Here is a 14,874-nt window from a genome sequence, read left to right as displayed (position 1 = left end):
TGCTTGTCGGGGGTGACCAAGGCGCTTGCGCTTTTCTAATTAGGAGGATTAGGATGTCGAATGCTTATAAACAAGCCGGCGTGGATATTGAGGCTGGCTATGAGGCAGTTTCCCGAATGAAGAAGCATGTACAAAAGACTATTCGTAATGGTGTGCTTGGCGGACTAGGCGGCTTTGGCGGAATGTTTGATTTGTCTGTCTTGAATTTAAAGGAGCCTGTTTTGGTTTCTGGCACAGATGGGGTTGGAACGAAATTAATGCTTGCTTTCATGATGGATAAACATGATACGATCGGTATCGATGCGGTAGCTATGTGTGTGAATGATATCGTTGTCCAAGGAGCAGAGCCGATTTACTTTTTAGATTATATTGCTTGCGGTCATGCAGATCCAGCAAGAATAGAAGCAATTGTCAAAGGAATTGCAGCTGGCTGTGAGCAAGCTGGTTGTGCGCTTGTAGGCGGAGAAACAGCGGAAATGCCTGGCATGTACAGTCCTGAAGAGTACGATCTCGCTGGATTTGCAGTAGGAGCCTGTGAAAAGTCTAAATTAATTTCTGGTACTGATATTAAAGCCGGGGATGCTTTAATAGGGCTTGCATCGAGCGGGATTCACAGCAATGGCTATTCACTTGTGAGAAAGTTATTTTTCGAGAAAGCTCAGATGGCATTAACCCATTATGTAGAAGAGCTGGGCTGTACGCTAGGCGAGGAGCTCCTTCGCCCGACAAGAATTTATGTAAAGTCCATTTTATCGGCATTAGAAAATTTCGAGATTAAAGGACTTGCACATATAACAGGCGGCGGTTTTATCGAAAACATTCCGCGCATGCTGCCAGCTGGCTTGGGAGCTGAGCTTAAAGAAGAGAACTGGGAAGTTCCGGCTGTGTTTAAGCTTATGGAAACTATCGGTGATTTAGACAGAAAAGAGATGTACAATATTTTTAACATGGGGATAGGTATGGTTGTAGCTGTTGATGATGAAATAGCACAGGAAGTGATTGCCTATTTCAACTCTATCGGAGAAAAAGCATATCTTCTTGGAACGGTAACAAGTCATGAAGGCATTGAAATTCTGTAGTAAAAGTTACGGAGGAAAATCATGAAGAATATCGCAGTATTTGCTTCCGGGAGCGGGACAAATTTTCAAGCTATTGCCGATGCAGCGAAAAAAGGGAACCTCCATGCAAATATAAAGTTAGTAGTCTGTGACAAGCCTGATGCCTTTTGCGTTGAAAGAGCCGAAAGAGAAAACATTCCATGCTTTACTTTTTCGCCAAAGGAATTTGCAGGAAAAGAAGAGTACGAGAAAGAAATTTTACAAAAGTTACGAGAGCATCATGTCGAATTTATCGTTTTAGCAGGGTATATGAGACTAATTGGTTCTGTCCTTTTAAAAGAGTACGAGGGAAGAATTGTGAACATTCATCCTTCGCTGCTTCCAGCTTTTCCAGGTAAGGATGCTATTGGACAGGCAATTGAAGCGAAGGTAAAAGAGACGGGGGTAACCGTTCACTTCGTTGATGAAGGAATGGACACCGGCCCCGTTATTGAGCAGAAAAAAGTGAACATTTTCGTTGGCGAGACAAAAGAAAGCCTTCAGGAAAAAATCCACAAGGTTGAGCATGAGCTTTATCCGGCTGTACTTCACAAATTGTTTTCTAATTTTTAATTCATCATGAAAAAGGTCAGGAGGAAATCTGATGAAAAAAAGAGCGTTAATCAGTGTATCCGATAAAAATGGCGTTACGGAATTTGCCAAGAAGTTAAGTGAACTAGGCTTTGAAATCATTTCGACAGGCGGTACGAAAAAAACACTAGAGGAAAATGGTGTTCCTGTTATTGGAGTAAGTGATGTAACAGGCTTTCCAGAGATTTTAGAAGGGCGTGTTAAAACTTTAAATCCTATGATTCATGGAGGCTTGCTTGCCAAATTTTCAGAGCCTGGTCATAAAGAACAGTTGGAGAAGCATCAAATTCAGCCGATTCATGTTGTCTGCGTGAATTTATATCCTTTCCAGCAAGCGATAGCGAAGCCTGATGTAACAGTGGAGGATGCGATTGAAAATATCGACATCGGCGGTCCGGCAATGCTTCGTGCTTCTGCAAAAAACCATGAATACGTAACAGTTGTTGTCGACCCAATTGACTATGAAACAGTCTTGACTCAATTAAAAGAGAATGGCGAAGTAGAGAAGGAAACTCGCCGAAAACTTGCAGCGAAGGTATTCCGTCACACAGCTGCTTATGATGCGATGATTGCAGATTATATGACGAATCTTGCGAATGAAGAAGCTCCAGAAAAATTAACGGTGACATATGAATTAAAACAGTCATTACGATACGGAGAAAACCCTCATCAGAAAGCGGCTTTTTACAGGAAGCCTCTTGGCTCGGAGTTTTCCATTGCCAATGCTGAGCAATTACATGGAAAAGAATTATCTTATAACAATATTAACGATGCAGATGCTGCGCTTCAAATTGTTAAAGAGTTCAAAGAGCCGGCAGCAGTGGCTGTTAAGCATATGAATCCTTGCGGTGTGGGGAGCGGAGAAACGATTTATGATGCTTTTTCAAAAGCATTTGCAGCAGATCCAGTCTCCATTTTTGGCGGAATTATTGCTCTTAACCGTGAAGTAGATAAAGCGACAGCCGAGAAATTATATGAAATTTTCCTAGAAATCATTATTGCACCATCTTTCTCAAAAGAAGCAGAAGAAATTTTAACAGGGAAAAAGAATCTTCGTTTACTAACGATTCCTTTCTCGAACCATGATAAGCAAGAAGTAAAGCTCTCTTCTATTGAAGGCGGATTATTAGTTCAGGATAATGATCAATACACACTTGATCATGCTGAAATCTCTATCCCAACGAAGAGACAGCCAACTGAAGAGGAATGGAATGCATTAAAGCTTGGCTGGAAAGTAGTTAAGCAAGTGAAATCAAATGCCATTGTCGTCAATAATGCGGATATGACCCTTGGAATTGGTGCAGGGCAGATGAACCGTGTGGGTGCAGCGAAAATTGCGCTTGAACAAGCAGGAGAAAAAGCTGTTGGGTCAGTAATGGCATCAGATGCTTTCTTCCCAATGGATGATACGGTTGAAGCAGCGGCGAAAGCTGGGATTACAGCGATTATTCAGCCTGGAGGGTCTGTCCGTGATGCGGATTCTATTAAAAAAGCAGATGAATATGGAATTGCGATGGTATTCACGGGTGTTAGACACTTTAAGCATTAATAAATTTAATAGCTAAAAACCTAGTTGGGGGTTATTCATATGAAGGTACTAGTAATTGGGAAAGGCGGCCGTGAGCACGCTATTTGCAGAAAACTAGCTGAAAGTCCATCAGTGGACCAAGTATTTGTCGCACCAGGCAATGCGGGAATGGAAGATGTAGCTACACTTGTGGGAATCAGCGAAAGTGATCAGGAACAACTGATCCAATTTGCAAAAGAAAATGAAGTGGGCCTTACAGTGATTGGACCAGAAGTACCCCTGCTTGAAGGTTTATCAGATCGATTCCAAGCAGAGGGACTTCCAGTCTTTGGTCCAAAAAAGGAAGCGGCCATGATTGAAGGCAGCAAGTCATTTGCAAAAGATTTAATGAGAAAATACAACATTCCGACCGCTGATTATGCAGTATTTTCAACCTATGATGAAGCCAAAGCGTATTTAGAGGAAAAAGGCGCACCGATTGTGATTAAAGCGGATGGATTAGCTGCAGGTAAGGGCGTGACAGTCGCATTAACAATTGATGAGGCTAGAGAAAGCTTAGAGGAAATGCTACTAAATGAGAGATTTGGCGATGCATCATCAACAGTAGTGATGGAGGAATTTTTGACTGGAGAGGAAATTTCTCTAATGGCATTTGTTAATGGAGAAAATGTAATTCCGCTTGAGATAGCTCAGGATCATAAACGTGCCTTTGATGGAGATAAAGGTCCTAATACAGGTGGAATGGGCGCTTATTCTCCAGTTCCTCATATTAGTGAGGATACTGTAAAAATAGCGATTGAAACGATAGTAAAACCTACTGCAAAGGCTCTCGCACAGGAAGGCAAGCATTTTTGCGGAGTTTTATATGCGGGACTAATTATTACAGAAAATGGTCCAAAGGTTATTGAGTTTAATGCTCGTTTTGGAGATCCTGAAACACAAGTTGTCCTGCCGAGAATGACATCGGACTTAGCGGAAGTCATGCTCGCTGTTATCAATGGGGAAACCCCTAATATTGTTTGGGATAAGCAGGCGATGTTAGGAGTGGTCGCTGCTTCAAACGGTTATCCCGCAGAATATCAAAAAGGTGCTATCCTATCGGGATTAGAAGACATTAGTGGCAATGTTTTTGTTTTTCATGCAGGAACTGAAAAAAGCAGCTTAGGGGAATACATGACAAATGGCGGCCGTGTTTTCCTTGCTGCTGCAAAAGCAAACTCATTAAAAGAAGCCCAAGATCAAGTATATACAGAATTAGAAAAGGTAAACTGCGATGGCATCTTCTATCGTAAGGATATTGGACATAAAGCTATCGTGCACGTTTTCTCTTAGTTTTTCGCATAAACGCATACAGTAAAGCAATAATGCTGCCAACTAGGATAATTAAGACAAAGGACATATCTGTTAAATATTCCATAAACATTGATTGGCACTCCTTTTTTCATAAGCCCCCATATTGGGGGCTTTCTTGATTAATTTAAGTTGGATTATGTGGAACCATTTCACTATTTTCTTCGTTCTGGCCATTTATGCGTTCCTGTCCGCATTGATATAAGTCCGTTAAAGGACAGTATTTGACAATCCCTTCTGCCACTTTCATTGCACCCATTATGACAAGCAGTAAGTAAGACTCTCGCCAAGGACGCTTTACTAGCTTTGCTGATGCACATGATAATACAGTTAAACCGATGGTGATTCGGATTAATGCATTCAATATCCCGATATTTGGTTTGAAGCTCAAGCTATTCACCTTCTTAAAGTTTTTAAATTTCTTTAGTGCGTTAAATCACGACATATGTTAAGATTTAAAATGTAAGGGCTTTCTTTTTTTGCTATTTTTCCCTATTAAAAGTTAAAGTATATTTATACTTATAGAAATTCTATAAATAGAAGAAAAACCGGGGGAGGGATTAAAGTGCTGGAACAGCGATTTCGTTGGAAAAATAAGCACTTGCGAGACCATGTTTCCGTATTAGATGGAAAGATATCACCTACATTACTGCTAAAAAATGCACGATATTTAAATCAGGCATTTCGCAAATGGATAACAGCAAATATATGGATTTATAATGATCGCATCGTGTATGTAGGAGACAATCTACCAAACAACACGAATCAATGCGAAGTTATGGATTGTGATGGTTACTTACTTGTTCCAGGATATATCGAGCCCCATTCCCATCCGTTTCAATTATATAATCCCCATTCCTTTGCTAGCTATGCATCTCAATTTGGGACAACAACCTTAATTAATGACAATATGGTTCTAGCTCTGCAGCTGGATAAAAAGAAGGCGTTTTCCTTTATTGGGGAAATGAGAGAGCTGCCATCTTCTATGTATTGGTGGTGCAGATTTGATGCCCAAACGGAAATACAAAACGAGGGGGAAATCTTTTCACATAACAATATAAAATCATGGCTAGAGCATGATTCAGTTCTACAAGGCGGAGAATTAACAGGCTGGCCGAAATTATTAGATGGCGATGATTTAATTTTGCATTGGATCCAAGAAACGAAAAGACTTGGGAAGAAAATTGAAGGCCATTTCCCTGGCGCTTCAGAAAAGACATTAGCAAAGCTGATGCTGTTAGGAACTGATTGTGATCATGAAGCAATGACAGGGAAAGATGTCTACAATCGCCTAATGCAAGGATACACTGTATCCCTTAGATATTCATCAATTCGTCCTGATTTGCCTGTCTTATTAGATGAAATGCATGAATTAGGCATCGACCACTATGATAAAGTCGTGTTTACTACGGACGGGTCCTCTCCAGCTTTTTATGAGCAAGGGATTATTGATGGAATGATCCAAATTGCGATTGAAAAAGGGGTTCCTATAATGGATGCCTATAATATGGGGACGATAAACATAGCACGTCACTATAATATGGAACATTTGCATGGAAATATTGCGACAGGAAGAATTGCCAATATCAACTTCCTTACTGACGAGAGAAACCCAACTCCTGTTTCCGTATTGGCTAAAGGGAAATGGGTGAAAAAGGACGGGGAGCCACTAGATGTTTTCGGTTCGATCTCTTGGGAAGAAGAAGGATTTAAGCCGCTGCAAATCGATTGGGATCTAGATTCTGACGATTTACAATATTCCATGCCGTTCGGAATTAAAATGGAAAATACAGTCATTATGAAGCCGTATTCCATAGCCATTGATGTATCTGGTGATGAGTTATCCACTGATCATGATGAATGCTTTTTCATGCTAGTTGATCGGCATGGAAAGTGGAGAATCAATACACTGCTCAAAGGCTTTGCAACCAGCTTAGATGGGTTTGCCAGCTCTTTTTCTAATACAGGAGATTTTATTTTAATAGGAAAGAGCAAGCAGGATATGCTGAATGCGTTCAATCGAATGAAGGAAATTGGTGGAGGAATCACGGTTTCTGAAAAAGGACGAATTGTTCAGGAAATCCCACTTAGCATTATGGGACTTATGTCAAATGAGAAAGTTGAAAGCATTATTGAAAAAGAAAAAGAGCTGCGTTGTTATTTAAGGGAAAAAGGCTATAAACATGCGGATCCCATTTATTCACTTCTATTCTTCTCTTCCACTCACCTTCCTTACATCAGGGTGACACAGCAGGGAATGTATGATGTTATGAATAAAACAGTACTCTTTCCAACTATAATGCGTTAAAATATAAAAGTAAAATTGAGCATAGAAATGACATCTAGACTATTTTAGCAACTGCCTAAGTATTTGACGAAATCTGCGTTGGCAATTACAGTAGAAAATTCAACATTACACAGGGGTGTCTTCATGTCAAAAAAATGGATGGCTGCATTTGCGGCGTTAATGCTGCTTGTTTCAGGATGCAGTAAAAATGAAAAGTCAGTAGTTGATGAGGATGAAAATGAAGAAGCAATTGCTGATGAACAAGATGGAGCTTCCGAAGAAAAGGAACTGCCCTATGCATTTCCGCTAACCGGACTAGGTTCCGAGGAAGAGGCAAGTGGCCGTTCGGTAGCTGTGATGATTAATAACCATCCGCAGGCACGTCCGCAATCTGGTCTTAACAAGGCTGACATTGTTTATGAAGTGCTTGCAGAAGGAGATGTCACAAGGTTTCTTGCTATTTTCCAAAGTGAGCATCCTGAGAAAATAGGGCCGATCAGAAGCGCAAGAGATTATTACATGGAACTTGCTAAAGGCTATGATAGTCTTTATATCGCTCACGGATATAGCCCTGATGCGAAAGCAATGATTGATAGCGGCTATATGGATAATTTAAATGGGATGAACTATGATGGGACTCTTTTTTACCGTTCTAATGATAGAAAAGCTCCGCACAATTCCTATAGCTCCTTTGAAAATATTTTGAAGGGTGCCGAACAAAGGAATTATAAAATGGAAGAAGCTCCTCCTGCACTAACTTTCCTTACTAAAAAGGAAGTAGAAGCTTTACACGGAGAAGAAGCTAAAGCCGCAATGGTCTCGTATTATAACAGCAAGTTATTCAATGCAATCTATGAATATGATGAATCAATTGAAAAATATAAACGCTATTCCAATGGTGAATTAACTGTTGATCATGAAACAGGGGAGCCAGTGCTTCTTGATAATATTTTTATTGTAGAAACAGATCACCAAGTGATAGATTCTGCTGGGCGCAGAAAGATTAACTTTACCTCGGGAGGTAGGGCGTACCTTCTTCAAAAGGGGCAATGGCAGGCTGTTGACTGGAAAAATATTGATGGTAAAATTCTGCCGGTATTAAATGGAGAAAAGGTTGGACTTGTACCAGGGAAAACATGGATTAATGTCATTCCTACTAGTCCAGGATTAGAACAAACTGTCTCTTTTGATGTGAAGAAATAGAATCTATATTAAAAGGAGTTTGAGTATATGCAAATTGATAAATTAAGAGGAAAAGAGCTGGATCAGTTATTTAAATCCGTACTGTCTTTGAAGGATTTAGAGGAATGCTATCGTTTTTTCGATGATTTATGCACAGTGAACGAGATCCAATCATTAGCTCAACGACTCGAAGTAGCGCGTATGCTTCGCGAAGGAAAGACTTATCATAAGATTGAAACGGAAACAGGAGCAAGCACAGCAACAATTTCACGTGTAAAACGCTGCCTAAACTATGGCAATGATGCCTACGAAATGGCACTAGAACGGATTAAGGAAGACGAAACGATTAAATAAGAAATACTATGAAAAAGCCGTGGGTCTATGTTCCTGCGGTTTTTCTTATGACTTGAAAATATCGGCATATATGGATTTTGGTTGTTCTGCTCTATACTTTTTGATTCATGGCACAAATGCTATAATGTTGAAATGGAATGATAGAATGGGGGAAGTATGGATGTACGATGTTCGCGAGTGGCGACATGTGTTTAAGCTCGATCCAGATAAATATATTTCAGATGAAGATTTAGAGAAGATTTGTGAGTCAGGAACGGATGCACTCATTGTTGGCGGAACCGATGGAATTACTCTTGATAAGGTATTGGATTTGATGGCGCGGATCCGCCGCTATACTGTTCCGTGTGTGCTTGAAGTATCTTCTATTGAAGCCATAACACCGGGATTTGATTTATATTTTATTCCGACGGTATTAAATAGCAATGAAACAAAATGGATAACAGGTCTTCACCATGAAGCTGTAAAAGAATATGGAGACATTATGAATTGGGAGGAAATACTGGTTCAGGGCTATTGTATTCTTAATGAAGAGTGCAAAGCAGCTAAACTGACAAATGCCCAAACAGATTTATCCAATGACGATGTGAAGGCATATGCCATGATGGCAGAGAAAATGTTCCATCTCCCTATCTTTTACTTAGAATATAGCGGGAAATACGGCGACCCTGGATTATTGTCTGATGTACGGAAGACTCTTGAGAATACAACTTTATTTTACGGCGGGGGAATTGAAACCGTTCAACAGGCTAAAGAAATGGCTGCTCTTGCAAATGTCATTGTCGTGGGAAACATTATTTATTCTGACATTAATACAGCTTTAGATACTGTAAAGGCTGTTCGTTAAGGTTGTATTAAAGAGAAAAACGAATTAATATATAAATAAGAACATATGTTTTTATGGTGGTGAAGAAAAGGAAATGAATTTTTTAACAAATAAACTTTTAAATGGGCTTAATCCAGAGCAGCAAAGAGCGGTAAAAGCTACTGACGGTCCACTATTAATTATGGCTGGTGCGGGCAGTGGAAAGACGAGAGTGCTGACACACCGAATTGCTTATTTAATGGTTGAAAAAGGAGTTAACCCATATAATATTTTAGCAATTACTTTTACAAATAAAGCTGCACGCGAAATGCGTGAGAGAATCCAGAGGATGATGGGCGGAGCGGCAGATGAGATCTGGATATCAACCTTCCATTCTATGTGTGTGCGGATATTAAGAAGGGATATTGACAGACTCGGCTTTAATCGGAATTTTACGATTCTTGATACTACAGATCAGCAGTCTGTTGTTAAGGCTATATTAAAGGATAAAAATTTAGATCCAAAGAAATTTGATCCTAGAGCGATACTTGGGACGATTAGTTCCGCGAAAAATGAGCTGACAACACCTGAAGAATTTTCAAAAACGACGGGGGATTATTATCAGCAAGTTGTAAGTGATGTATATACGGAATATCAGAAGAGACTTCGAAGAAATCAAGCGTTGGATTTTGATGATTTAATTATGACGACAATCCAGCTATTTCAGCGTGTCCCAGAAGTGCTTGAGTATTATCAGCGAAAGTTTCAGTACATCCACGTTGACGAGTATCAGGATACGAACCGTGCACAATATATGCTTGTAAAGCTTTTGGCAGCAAGGTTTAGAAACCTTTGTGTAGTAGGGGATTCAGACCAATCCATTTATCGTTGGCGCGGGGCCGATATCGCAAATATTCTTTCCTTTGAGAAAGATTATTCTAATGCAAATGCGATTTTTCTAGAACAAAATTATCGTTCTACAAAAAGAATTCTTCATGCTGCAAATGAAGTCATCTCAAGAAATATGAATCGAAAGCCGAAAAATCTTTGGACGGAAAATGATGAAGGAAACAAGATTTTCTATTATCGGGCGGATAGTGAGCAAGGAGAGGCGCAATTCGTTGTCGGAAAAATAAAAGAGCTAACGAAAGATGGGAAACGTAATTTATCAGATATAGCTATTTTATACCGTACAAATGCCCAATCCCGAGTGATGGAGGAAGTGCTGCTCAAATCAAATATTGAGTACTCCATCGTTGGCGGAATTAAGTTCTATGACCGTAAAGAGATTAAAGACATACTTGCTTATTTAAGATTGATTGCCAACCCGGATGATGATATTAGCTTGCAAAGAATCATTAATGTCCCAAAACGCGGCATCGGCTCGGGAACGATTGATAAGATTGCTAACTTTGCATCGCTTCATGATATGACAATGTTCGATGCGCTTCAATCCGTTGAATTAATCGGATTAAGTCCAAAAATCACAAAGGCAGCTGCTGAGTTTAGGGATCTAATCAATAATTATACTGCGATGCAGGAATATTTATCGGTAACGGAATTAGTAGAAGAGGTACTAGATAAAACCGGATACCGAGAGATGCTAATGGCTGAAAAATCGATTGAAGCTCAGAGCCGTCTTGAAAACTTAGATGAATTTTTATCCGTAACGAAGAGCTTTGAAGAAGCTAGCGAAGATAAAAGCTTAGTAGCATTTTTGACGGATTTGGCGTTAGTAGCAGATATCGATAAATTAGATGATGATGGAGAAAAGGCGGATGCAGTTGTCCTAATGACACTCCATTCTGCTAAAGGACTTGAGTTCCCAACTGTTTTCTTAATTGGCTTAGAGGAAGGTGTTTTCCCGCATAGCCGTTCTTTAATGGAAGAGGCAGAAATGGAAGAAGAACGAAGACTAGCTTATGTAGGTATTACAAGAGCGGAGGAAGAGCTCTTCTTAACAAACGCTCAAATGAGAACATTGTTTGGACGAACAAGTATGAACCCGCCTTCTCGCTTTATTAAGGAAATTCCTGATGATTTGCTTGAAGGACAGCCTGCAAAAAGATCCTCTTCACCTTTTGAAAACACTGCTTTTGGCTCTTCAGCGGCGAGACCAACTCCAAGAAAGCCAGTTATTCGCCCTGCCATGAATGCAACAGGCGGCGATGAGCTTGGCTGGAAAGTCGGCGACAAAGCTGTCCATGGCAAATGGGGAACGGGTACCGTTGTGAGCGTAAAGGGTGAAGGTGAAGGAGTAGAACTTGATATTGCCTTCCTTAAACCAGTTGGCATAAAACGATTACTTGCTAAGTTTGCTCCAATAACGAAGGGGTAAAATTGACGTGTGCGGAATCGCAGTAGTTTTTAAGGAAAGGGTTGACTAAATGGACCTTCAAATCGCAGAAAAGAGAGTGAATGAATTAACAAATCTCTTGAATCAATATAATTATGAATACTATGTTTTGGATCAGCCCTCTGTTTCTGATGCAGAGTACGATAAGCTTTTGCGGGAATTGATTGCTCTGGAAGAAAAGTTTCCAGAATTGAAAACGTCCGATTCTCCAACACAGCGAGTTGGCGGAGAAGTGCTGGACATGTTTGAGAAGGTACAGCACCAATCGCAAATGCTCAGTCTTAGCAATGCTTTTAATGAACAGGATTTATTGGACTTTGATCGTCGTATCCGCCAAATTGTGGGGGATGAATTTACTTATGTTTGCGAATTGAAAATCGATGGACTCGCTGTATCACTCAGATATGAAGATGGATTATTTGTCCTTGGTGCGACGAGGGGTGACGGCTCCACAGGAGAAAACATTACCGCCAATCTTCGCACGATTCGTTCCATTCCTTTGCGATTAAATAAGGGAGTCTCGCTGGAGGCACGCGGAGAAGCGTTTATGCCGAAGCGTTCATTCGAGGCTTTGAATAAACAAAGAATGGAAAAGGGCGAAGAGCTCTTCGCAAATCCTAGAAATGCGGCAGCAGGCTCCCTGCGCCAGCTGGACCCGCGTATTGCAGCATCAAGAAACCTGGATGTCTTTCTGTACAGTGTAACAGATACGGGTGAAGAAAATATTGAATCTCATAGTGAAGCTCTGGACTTTTTAGATACACTTGGCTTTAAAACAAATAAAGAACGGCAAAAGTGTGCAGGTATCCATGAAGTCATTCAATATATCGAAAAGTGGACAAAAGAACGTCCTGAACTAGCGTATGATATTGATGGAATTGTGATCAAGGTTGACTCTCTTGATCAGCAGGAGCAGCTTGGGACAACAGCAAAAAGTCCGCGTTGGGCGATTGCTTATAAATTTCCTGCTGAAGAGGTTATTACAACCTTAACGGGCATTGAATTAAGCGTAGGAAGAACAGGCGTTGTTACACCAACTGCGATTCTTGAACCTGTTCGTGTAGCTGGAACAACTGTACAGCGTGCTTCTCTGCATAATGAGGACTTAATTCGTGAAAAGGATATTCGAATCGGAGATCAAGTCGTTGTAAAAAAAGCTGGAGACATTATTCCGGAGGTTGTCAATGTTCTAACAGATCGAAGAACAGGTGAGGAAGAGGAATTCCACATGCCGACTCACTGTCCTGAATGTGAAAGTGATCTAATCCGACTTGATGGGGAAGTAGCACTTCGCTGTATTAATCCTAAATGTCCTGCTCAAATCCGTGAGGGCCTTATTCACTTTGTGTCGCGAAATGCGATGAATATTGATGGCTTAGGCGAAAAGGTGATAGGACAGTTATTTTCTGAAAATCTAATTGCAGATGTTGCGGACTTATACAAACTGTCATACGAACAGCTTATTGGGCTTGAGCGAATGGGAGAAAAATCAGTCAATAATTTGCTGGATGCAATTGAAGCTTCTAAGAAAAATTCTTTGGAAAAATTATTATTTGGGTTAGGAATTCGTCACGTTGGAGAAAAAGCAGCCAAGACCATTGCACAGGTGTTTGAAACAATGGAGAACCTGGAAAAAGCGACCCATGAAGATTTAATTGCAATTAATGAAATTGGCGAGAAAATGGCTGATTCTATTGTTACTTTTTTTGAACAGGATGAAGTGAAAGAGCTGCTGCAGGAATTAAGAGATGCAGGAGTTAACATGCAATATACAGGACCAAAGCTCGTATCTGTCCAAGATTCAGAGTCCATTTTTGCAGGGAAAACGATCGTTTTAACAGGAAAGCTTGAAATGCTGTCAAGAAATGATGCAAAAGAAAAGATCGAAGCCCTAGGCGGCAAAGTATCAGGAAGTGTCAGCAAGAAAACAGATATCGTTATTGCCGGAGAAGATGCCGGTTCAAAGCTAACGAAAGCTCAAGAATTAGGCATCGAAATTTGGGATGAAGAGAGACTTGTTGAGGAATTACAGAACTGAATTGCGCTTGCGCTTTTCTAATTTAAGGTTATGAAAAGAGAGTGGGTAAACCATGAAAAAAATATTATTGCTTGCTCTTTCTCTCAGTCTTCTTTTAGCCGGGTGTGCACCGAAGTTTAATGAACAGGATGAAGTCGTTCATGAAAAAGAGGATGCTAAAGAGAAAGCAATTATTCCAAACTATAAAATTTCAGATAAATACTACCGTACGATTTTGCCATTTAAACCAAGTGAATCAAGGGGATTAGTTGTTGCAAATCTTAATTCTAAATATGATATTACTGAATTTGAGACAGGTCTTATGAGAGTGGCACAAAATACGTTTGACCCAGATAAGTATCTCTTTCAGGAAGGGCAATACTTGAAAAGAAAAACTGTCAAACTATGGCTAAATCGAAAATATACAGCTGAACAATTGAAAGAAAACAAGCTAACAGAAGAGGAAAACATTGGTCTGAATCCGCTAGATAATGGGAATGAAGAAACTCCTCAATATTTAGCACATATTTTAGAGCATAATTTCCTTATCAAGAATGATGAAGGCAAGGTAAAGCTTGCGGGAGTTGTCATAGGTCTAGCTTTAAATTCTGTTTATTACTATCAGAAAATCCAGTACGGCCCTACTTATGAAACGAAAATTCCCCATGATGAACTGGAACGTGAAGGAAAGAAGCTAGCTCAAGAAGTGTTAAGCCGGTTACGAAATATGGATGAACTGAAAGATGTGCCCATTACAATTGCGTTATTTGAACAGCAGAGCAAAAAATCTGTTGTCCCTGGTAATTTCTTTGCCTATGCTAATGCCTCAAAAGGAAGCAACAACCTAGGCGGATGGGAAAAAATTGATGAGAAGTATGTACAATTTCCATCAACAGATGCATCTGATAATCATCGTGATGATTTAACTGCTTTCTTAAATTTTAAACAAGACGTCGAATCCTATTTCCCGAATTTTAACGGGGTCATCGGACAGGCTTTTTATGTACGAGGGCAATTACAGGATCTATCCATAAACATACCTATCCAGTTTTATGGAAAAGCAGAAGGAGTGGGCTTTACACAATATGTAACAGGTCTTGTGATGAAGCATTTTCCAGATTATATCTCTGTGGAAGTGAATGTTTCTTCAGTATATGGACCTGAAGCTCTTATCGTCCGGAAGGCGGGCTCCAGTGAGCCGTTTGTGCATATTTATCAATAATAATTGAGATGAACTGGAAGACTTAGAATTGCGTATTCGTATAAAATATTAAAGGATGAGGAATCGTCTATTATTTATTATAGGCTCT

The 14,874-nt window shown here is 40.0% G+C and carries 13 protein-coding genes; 11 read left to right on the top strand and 2 right to left on the bottom strand.

The window, feature by feature from the left end; translation table 11 throughout:
* Positions 1 to 53: 53 nt before the first annotated feature.
* Genes purM through purD form a run of 4 tightly spaced genes read left to right on the top strand, consistent with a single transcriptional unit; the run spans position 54 to position 4,548 of the window.
* Positions 54 to 1,079, top strand: coding sequence for a phosphoribosylformylglycinamidine cyclo-ligase (gene purM, locus H0173_RS09925; protein WP_221846191.1), 1,026 nt, complete (start codon positions 54 to 56; stop codon positions 1,077 to 1,079).
* A 21-nt stretch (positions 1,080 to 1,100) separates the two neighbouring features.
* A complete protein-coding gene (gene purN / locus H0173_RS09920) occupies positions 1,101 to 1,670 on the top strand; it encodes a phosphoribosylglycinamide formyltransferase (protein ID WP_221846190.1) in 570 nt (189 codons plus the stop codon).
* A gap of 31 nt (positions 1,671 to 1,701) precedes the next feature.
* Positions 1,702 to 3,237: a bifunctional phosphoribosylaminoimidazolecarboxamide formyltransferase/IMP cyclohydrolase gene (purH, locus tag H0173_RS09915; RefSeq protein WP_221846189.1), complete on the top strand. Its 1,536-nt coding sequence runs from the start codon at positions 1,702 to 1,704 to the stop codon at positions 3,235 to 3,237.
* Positions 3,238 to 3,276: 39 nt separating this feature from the next.
* A complete protein-coding gene (purD, locus tag H0173_RS09910) occupies positions 3,277 to 4,548 on the top strand; it encodes a phosphoribosylamine--glycine ligase (RefSeq protein WP_221846185.1) in 1,272 nt (423 codons plus the stop codon).
* On the opposite strand, the gene H0173_RS22720 is transcribed toward purD, so the two are convergent.
* Both H0173_RS22720 and H0173_RS09905 read right to left on the bottom strand, forming a co-directional pair.
* On the bottom strand, positions 4,526 to 4,639 hold the full coding sequence (locus tag H0173_RS22720; RefSeq protein ID WP_396021205.1) for an EYxxD motif small membrane protein: 114 nt from the start codon (positions 4,637 to 4,639) through the stop codon (positions 4,526 to 4,528). The two genes, purD and H0173_RS22720, sit on opposite strands and share 23 nt — an antisense overlap.
* A 54-nt stretch (positions 4,640 to 4,693) precedes the next feature.
* Positions 4,694 to 4,966, bottom strand: a complete 273-nt coding sequence (locus H0173_RS09905; RefSeq protein WP_313770623.1) for a YgaP family membrane protein — start codon at positions 4,964 to 4,966, stop codon at positions 4,694 to 4,696.
* A gap of 165 nt (positions 4,967 to 5,131) precedes the next feature.
* Between H0173_RS09905 and H0173_RS09900 the strand changes: the two genes are divergently transcribed.
* The 7 genes from H0173_RS09900 to H0173_RS09870 all read left to right on the top strand — a co-directional run bounded on the left by H0173_RS09900 (position 5,132) and on the right by H0173_RS09870 (position 14,786).
* A complete protein-coding gene (locus tag H0173_RS09900; RefSeq protein ID WP_221846183.1) occupies positions 5,132 to 6,874 on the top strand; it encodes an adenine deaminase C-terminal domain-containing protein in 1,743 nt (580 codons plus the stop codon).
* A gap of 123 nt (positions 6,875 to 6,997) precedes the next feature.
* Positions 6,998 to 8,056, top strand: a complete 1,059-nt coding sequence (locus H0173_RS09895; RefSeq protein WP_221846182.1) for a DUF3048 domain-containing protein — start codon at positions 6,998 to 7,000, stop codon at positions 8,054 to 8,056.
* Positions 8,057 to 8,083: 27 nt separating this feature from the next.
* Positions 8,084 to 8,389, top strand: coding sequence for a YerC/YecD family TrpR-related protein (locus H0173_RS09890; RefSeq protein ID WP_221846181.1), 306 nt, complete (start codon positions 8,084 to 8,086; stop codon positions 8,387 to 8,389).
* A 160-nt stretch (positions 8,390 to 8,549) separates the two neighbouring features.
* Positions 8,550 to 9,233 (top strand): heptaprenylglyceryl phosphate synthase, encoded by a 684-nt coding sequence (gene pcrB / locus H0173_RS09885; RefSeq protein WP_221846180.1) that lies wholly within the window; start codon positions 8,550 to 8,552, stop codon positions 9,231 to 9,233.
* Positions 9,234 to 9,306: 73 nt separating this feature from the next.
* A complete protein-coding gene (gene pcrA, locus H0173_RS09880) occupies positions 9,307 to 11,529 on the top strand; it encodes a DNA helicase PcrA (protein ID WP_221846179.1) in 2,223 nt (740 codons plus the stop codon).
* A gap of 49 nt (positions 11,530 to 11,578) precedes the next feature.
* Positions 11,579 to 13,585: an NAD-dependent DNA ligase LigA gene (ligA, locus tag H0173_RS09875; RefSeq protein WP_221846178.1), complete on the top strand. Its 2,007-nt coding sequence runs from the start codon at positions 11,579 to 11,581 to the stop codon at positions 13,583 to 13,585.
* A gap of 52 nt (positions 13,586 to 13,637) precedes the next feature.
* Positions 13,638 to 14,786: a CamS family sex pheromone protein gene (locus tag H0173_RS09870; RefSeq protein ID WP_221846177.1), complete on the top strand. Its 1,149-nt coding sequence runs from the start codon at positions 13,638 to 13,640 to the stop codon at positions 14,784 to 14,786.
* The last annotated feature ends 88 nt before the right edge of the window (positions 14,787 to 14,874 follow it).

Source organism: Bacillus sp. S/N-304-OC-R1 (assembly GCF_019749375.1).
GTDB lineage: Bacteria > Bacillota > Bacilli > Bacillales > Cytobacillaceae > Cytobacillus.
This window is presented reverse-complemented; position numbering and strand designations above follow the sequence as displayed.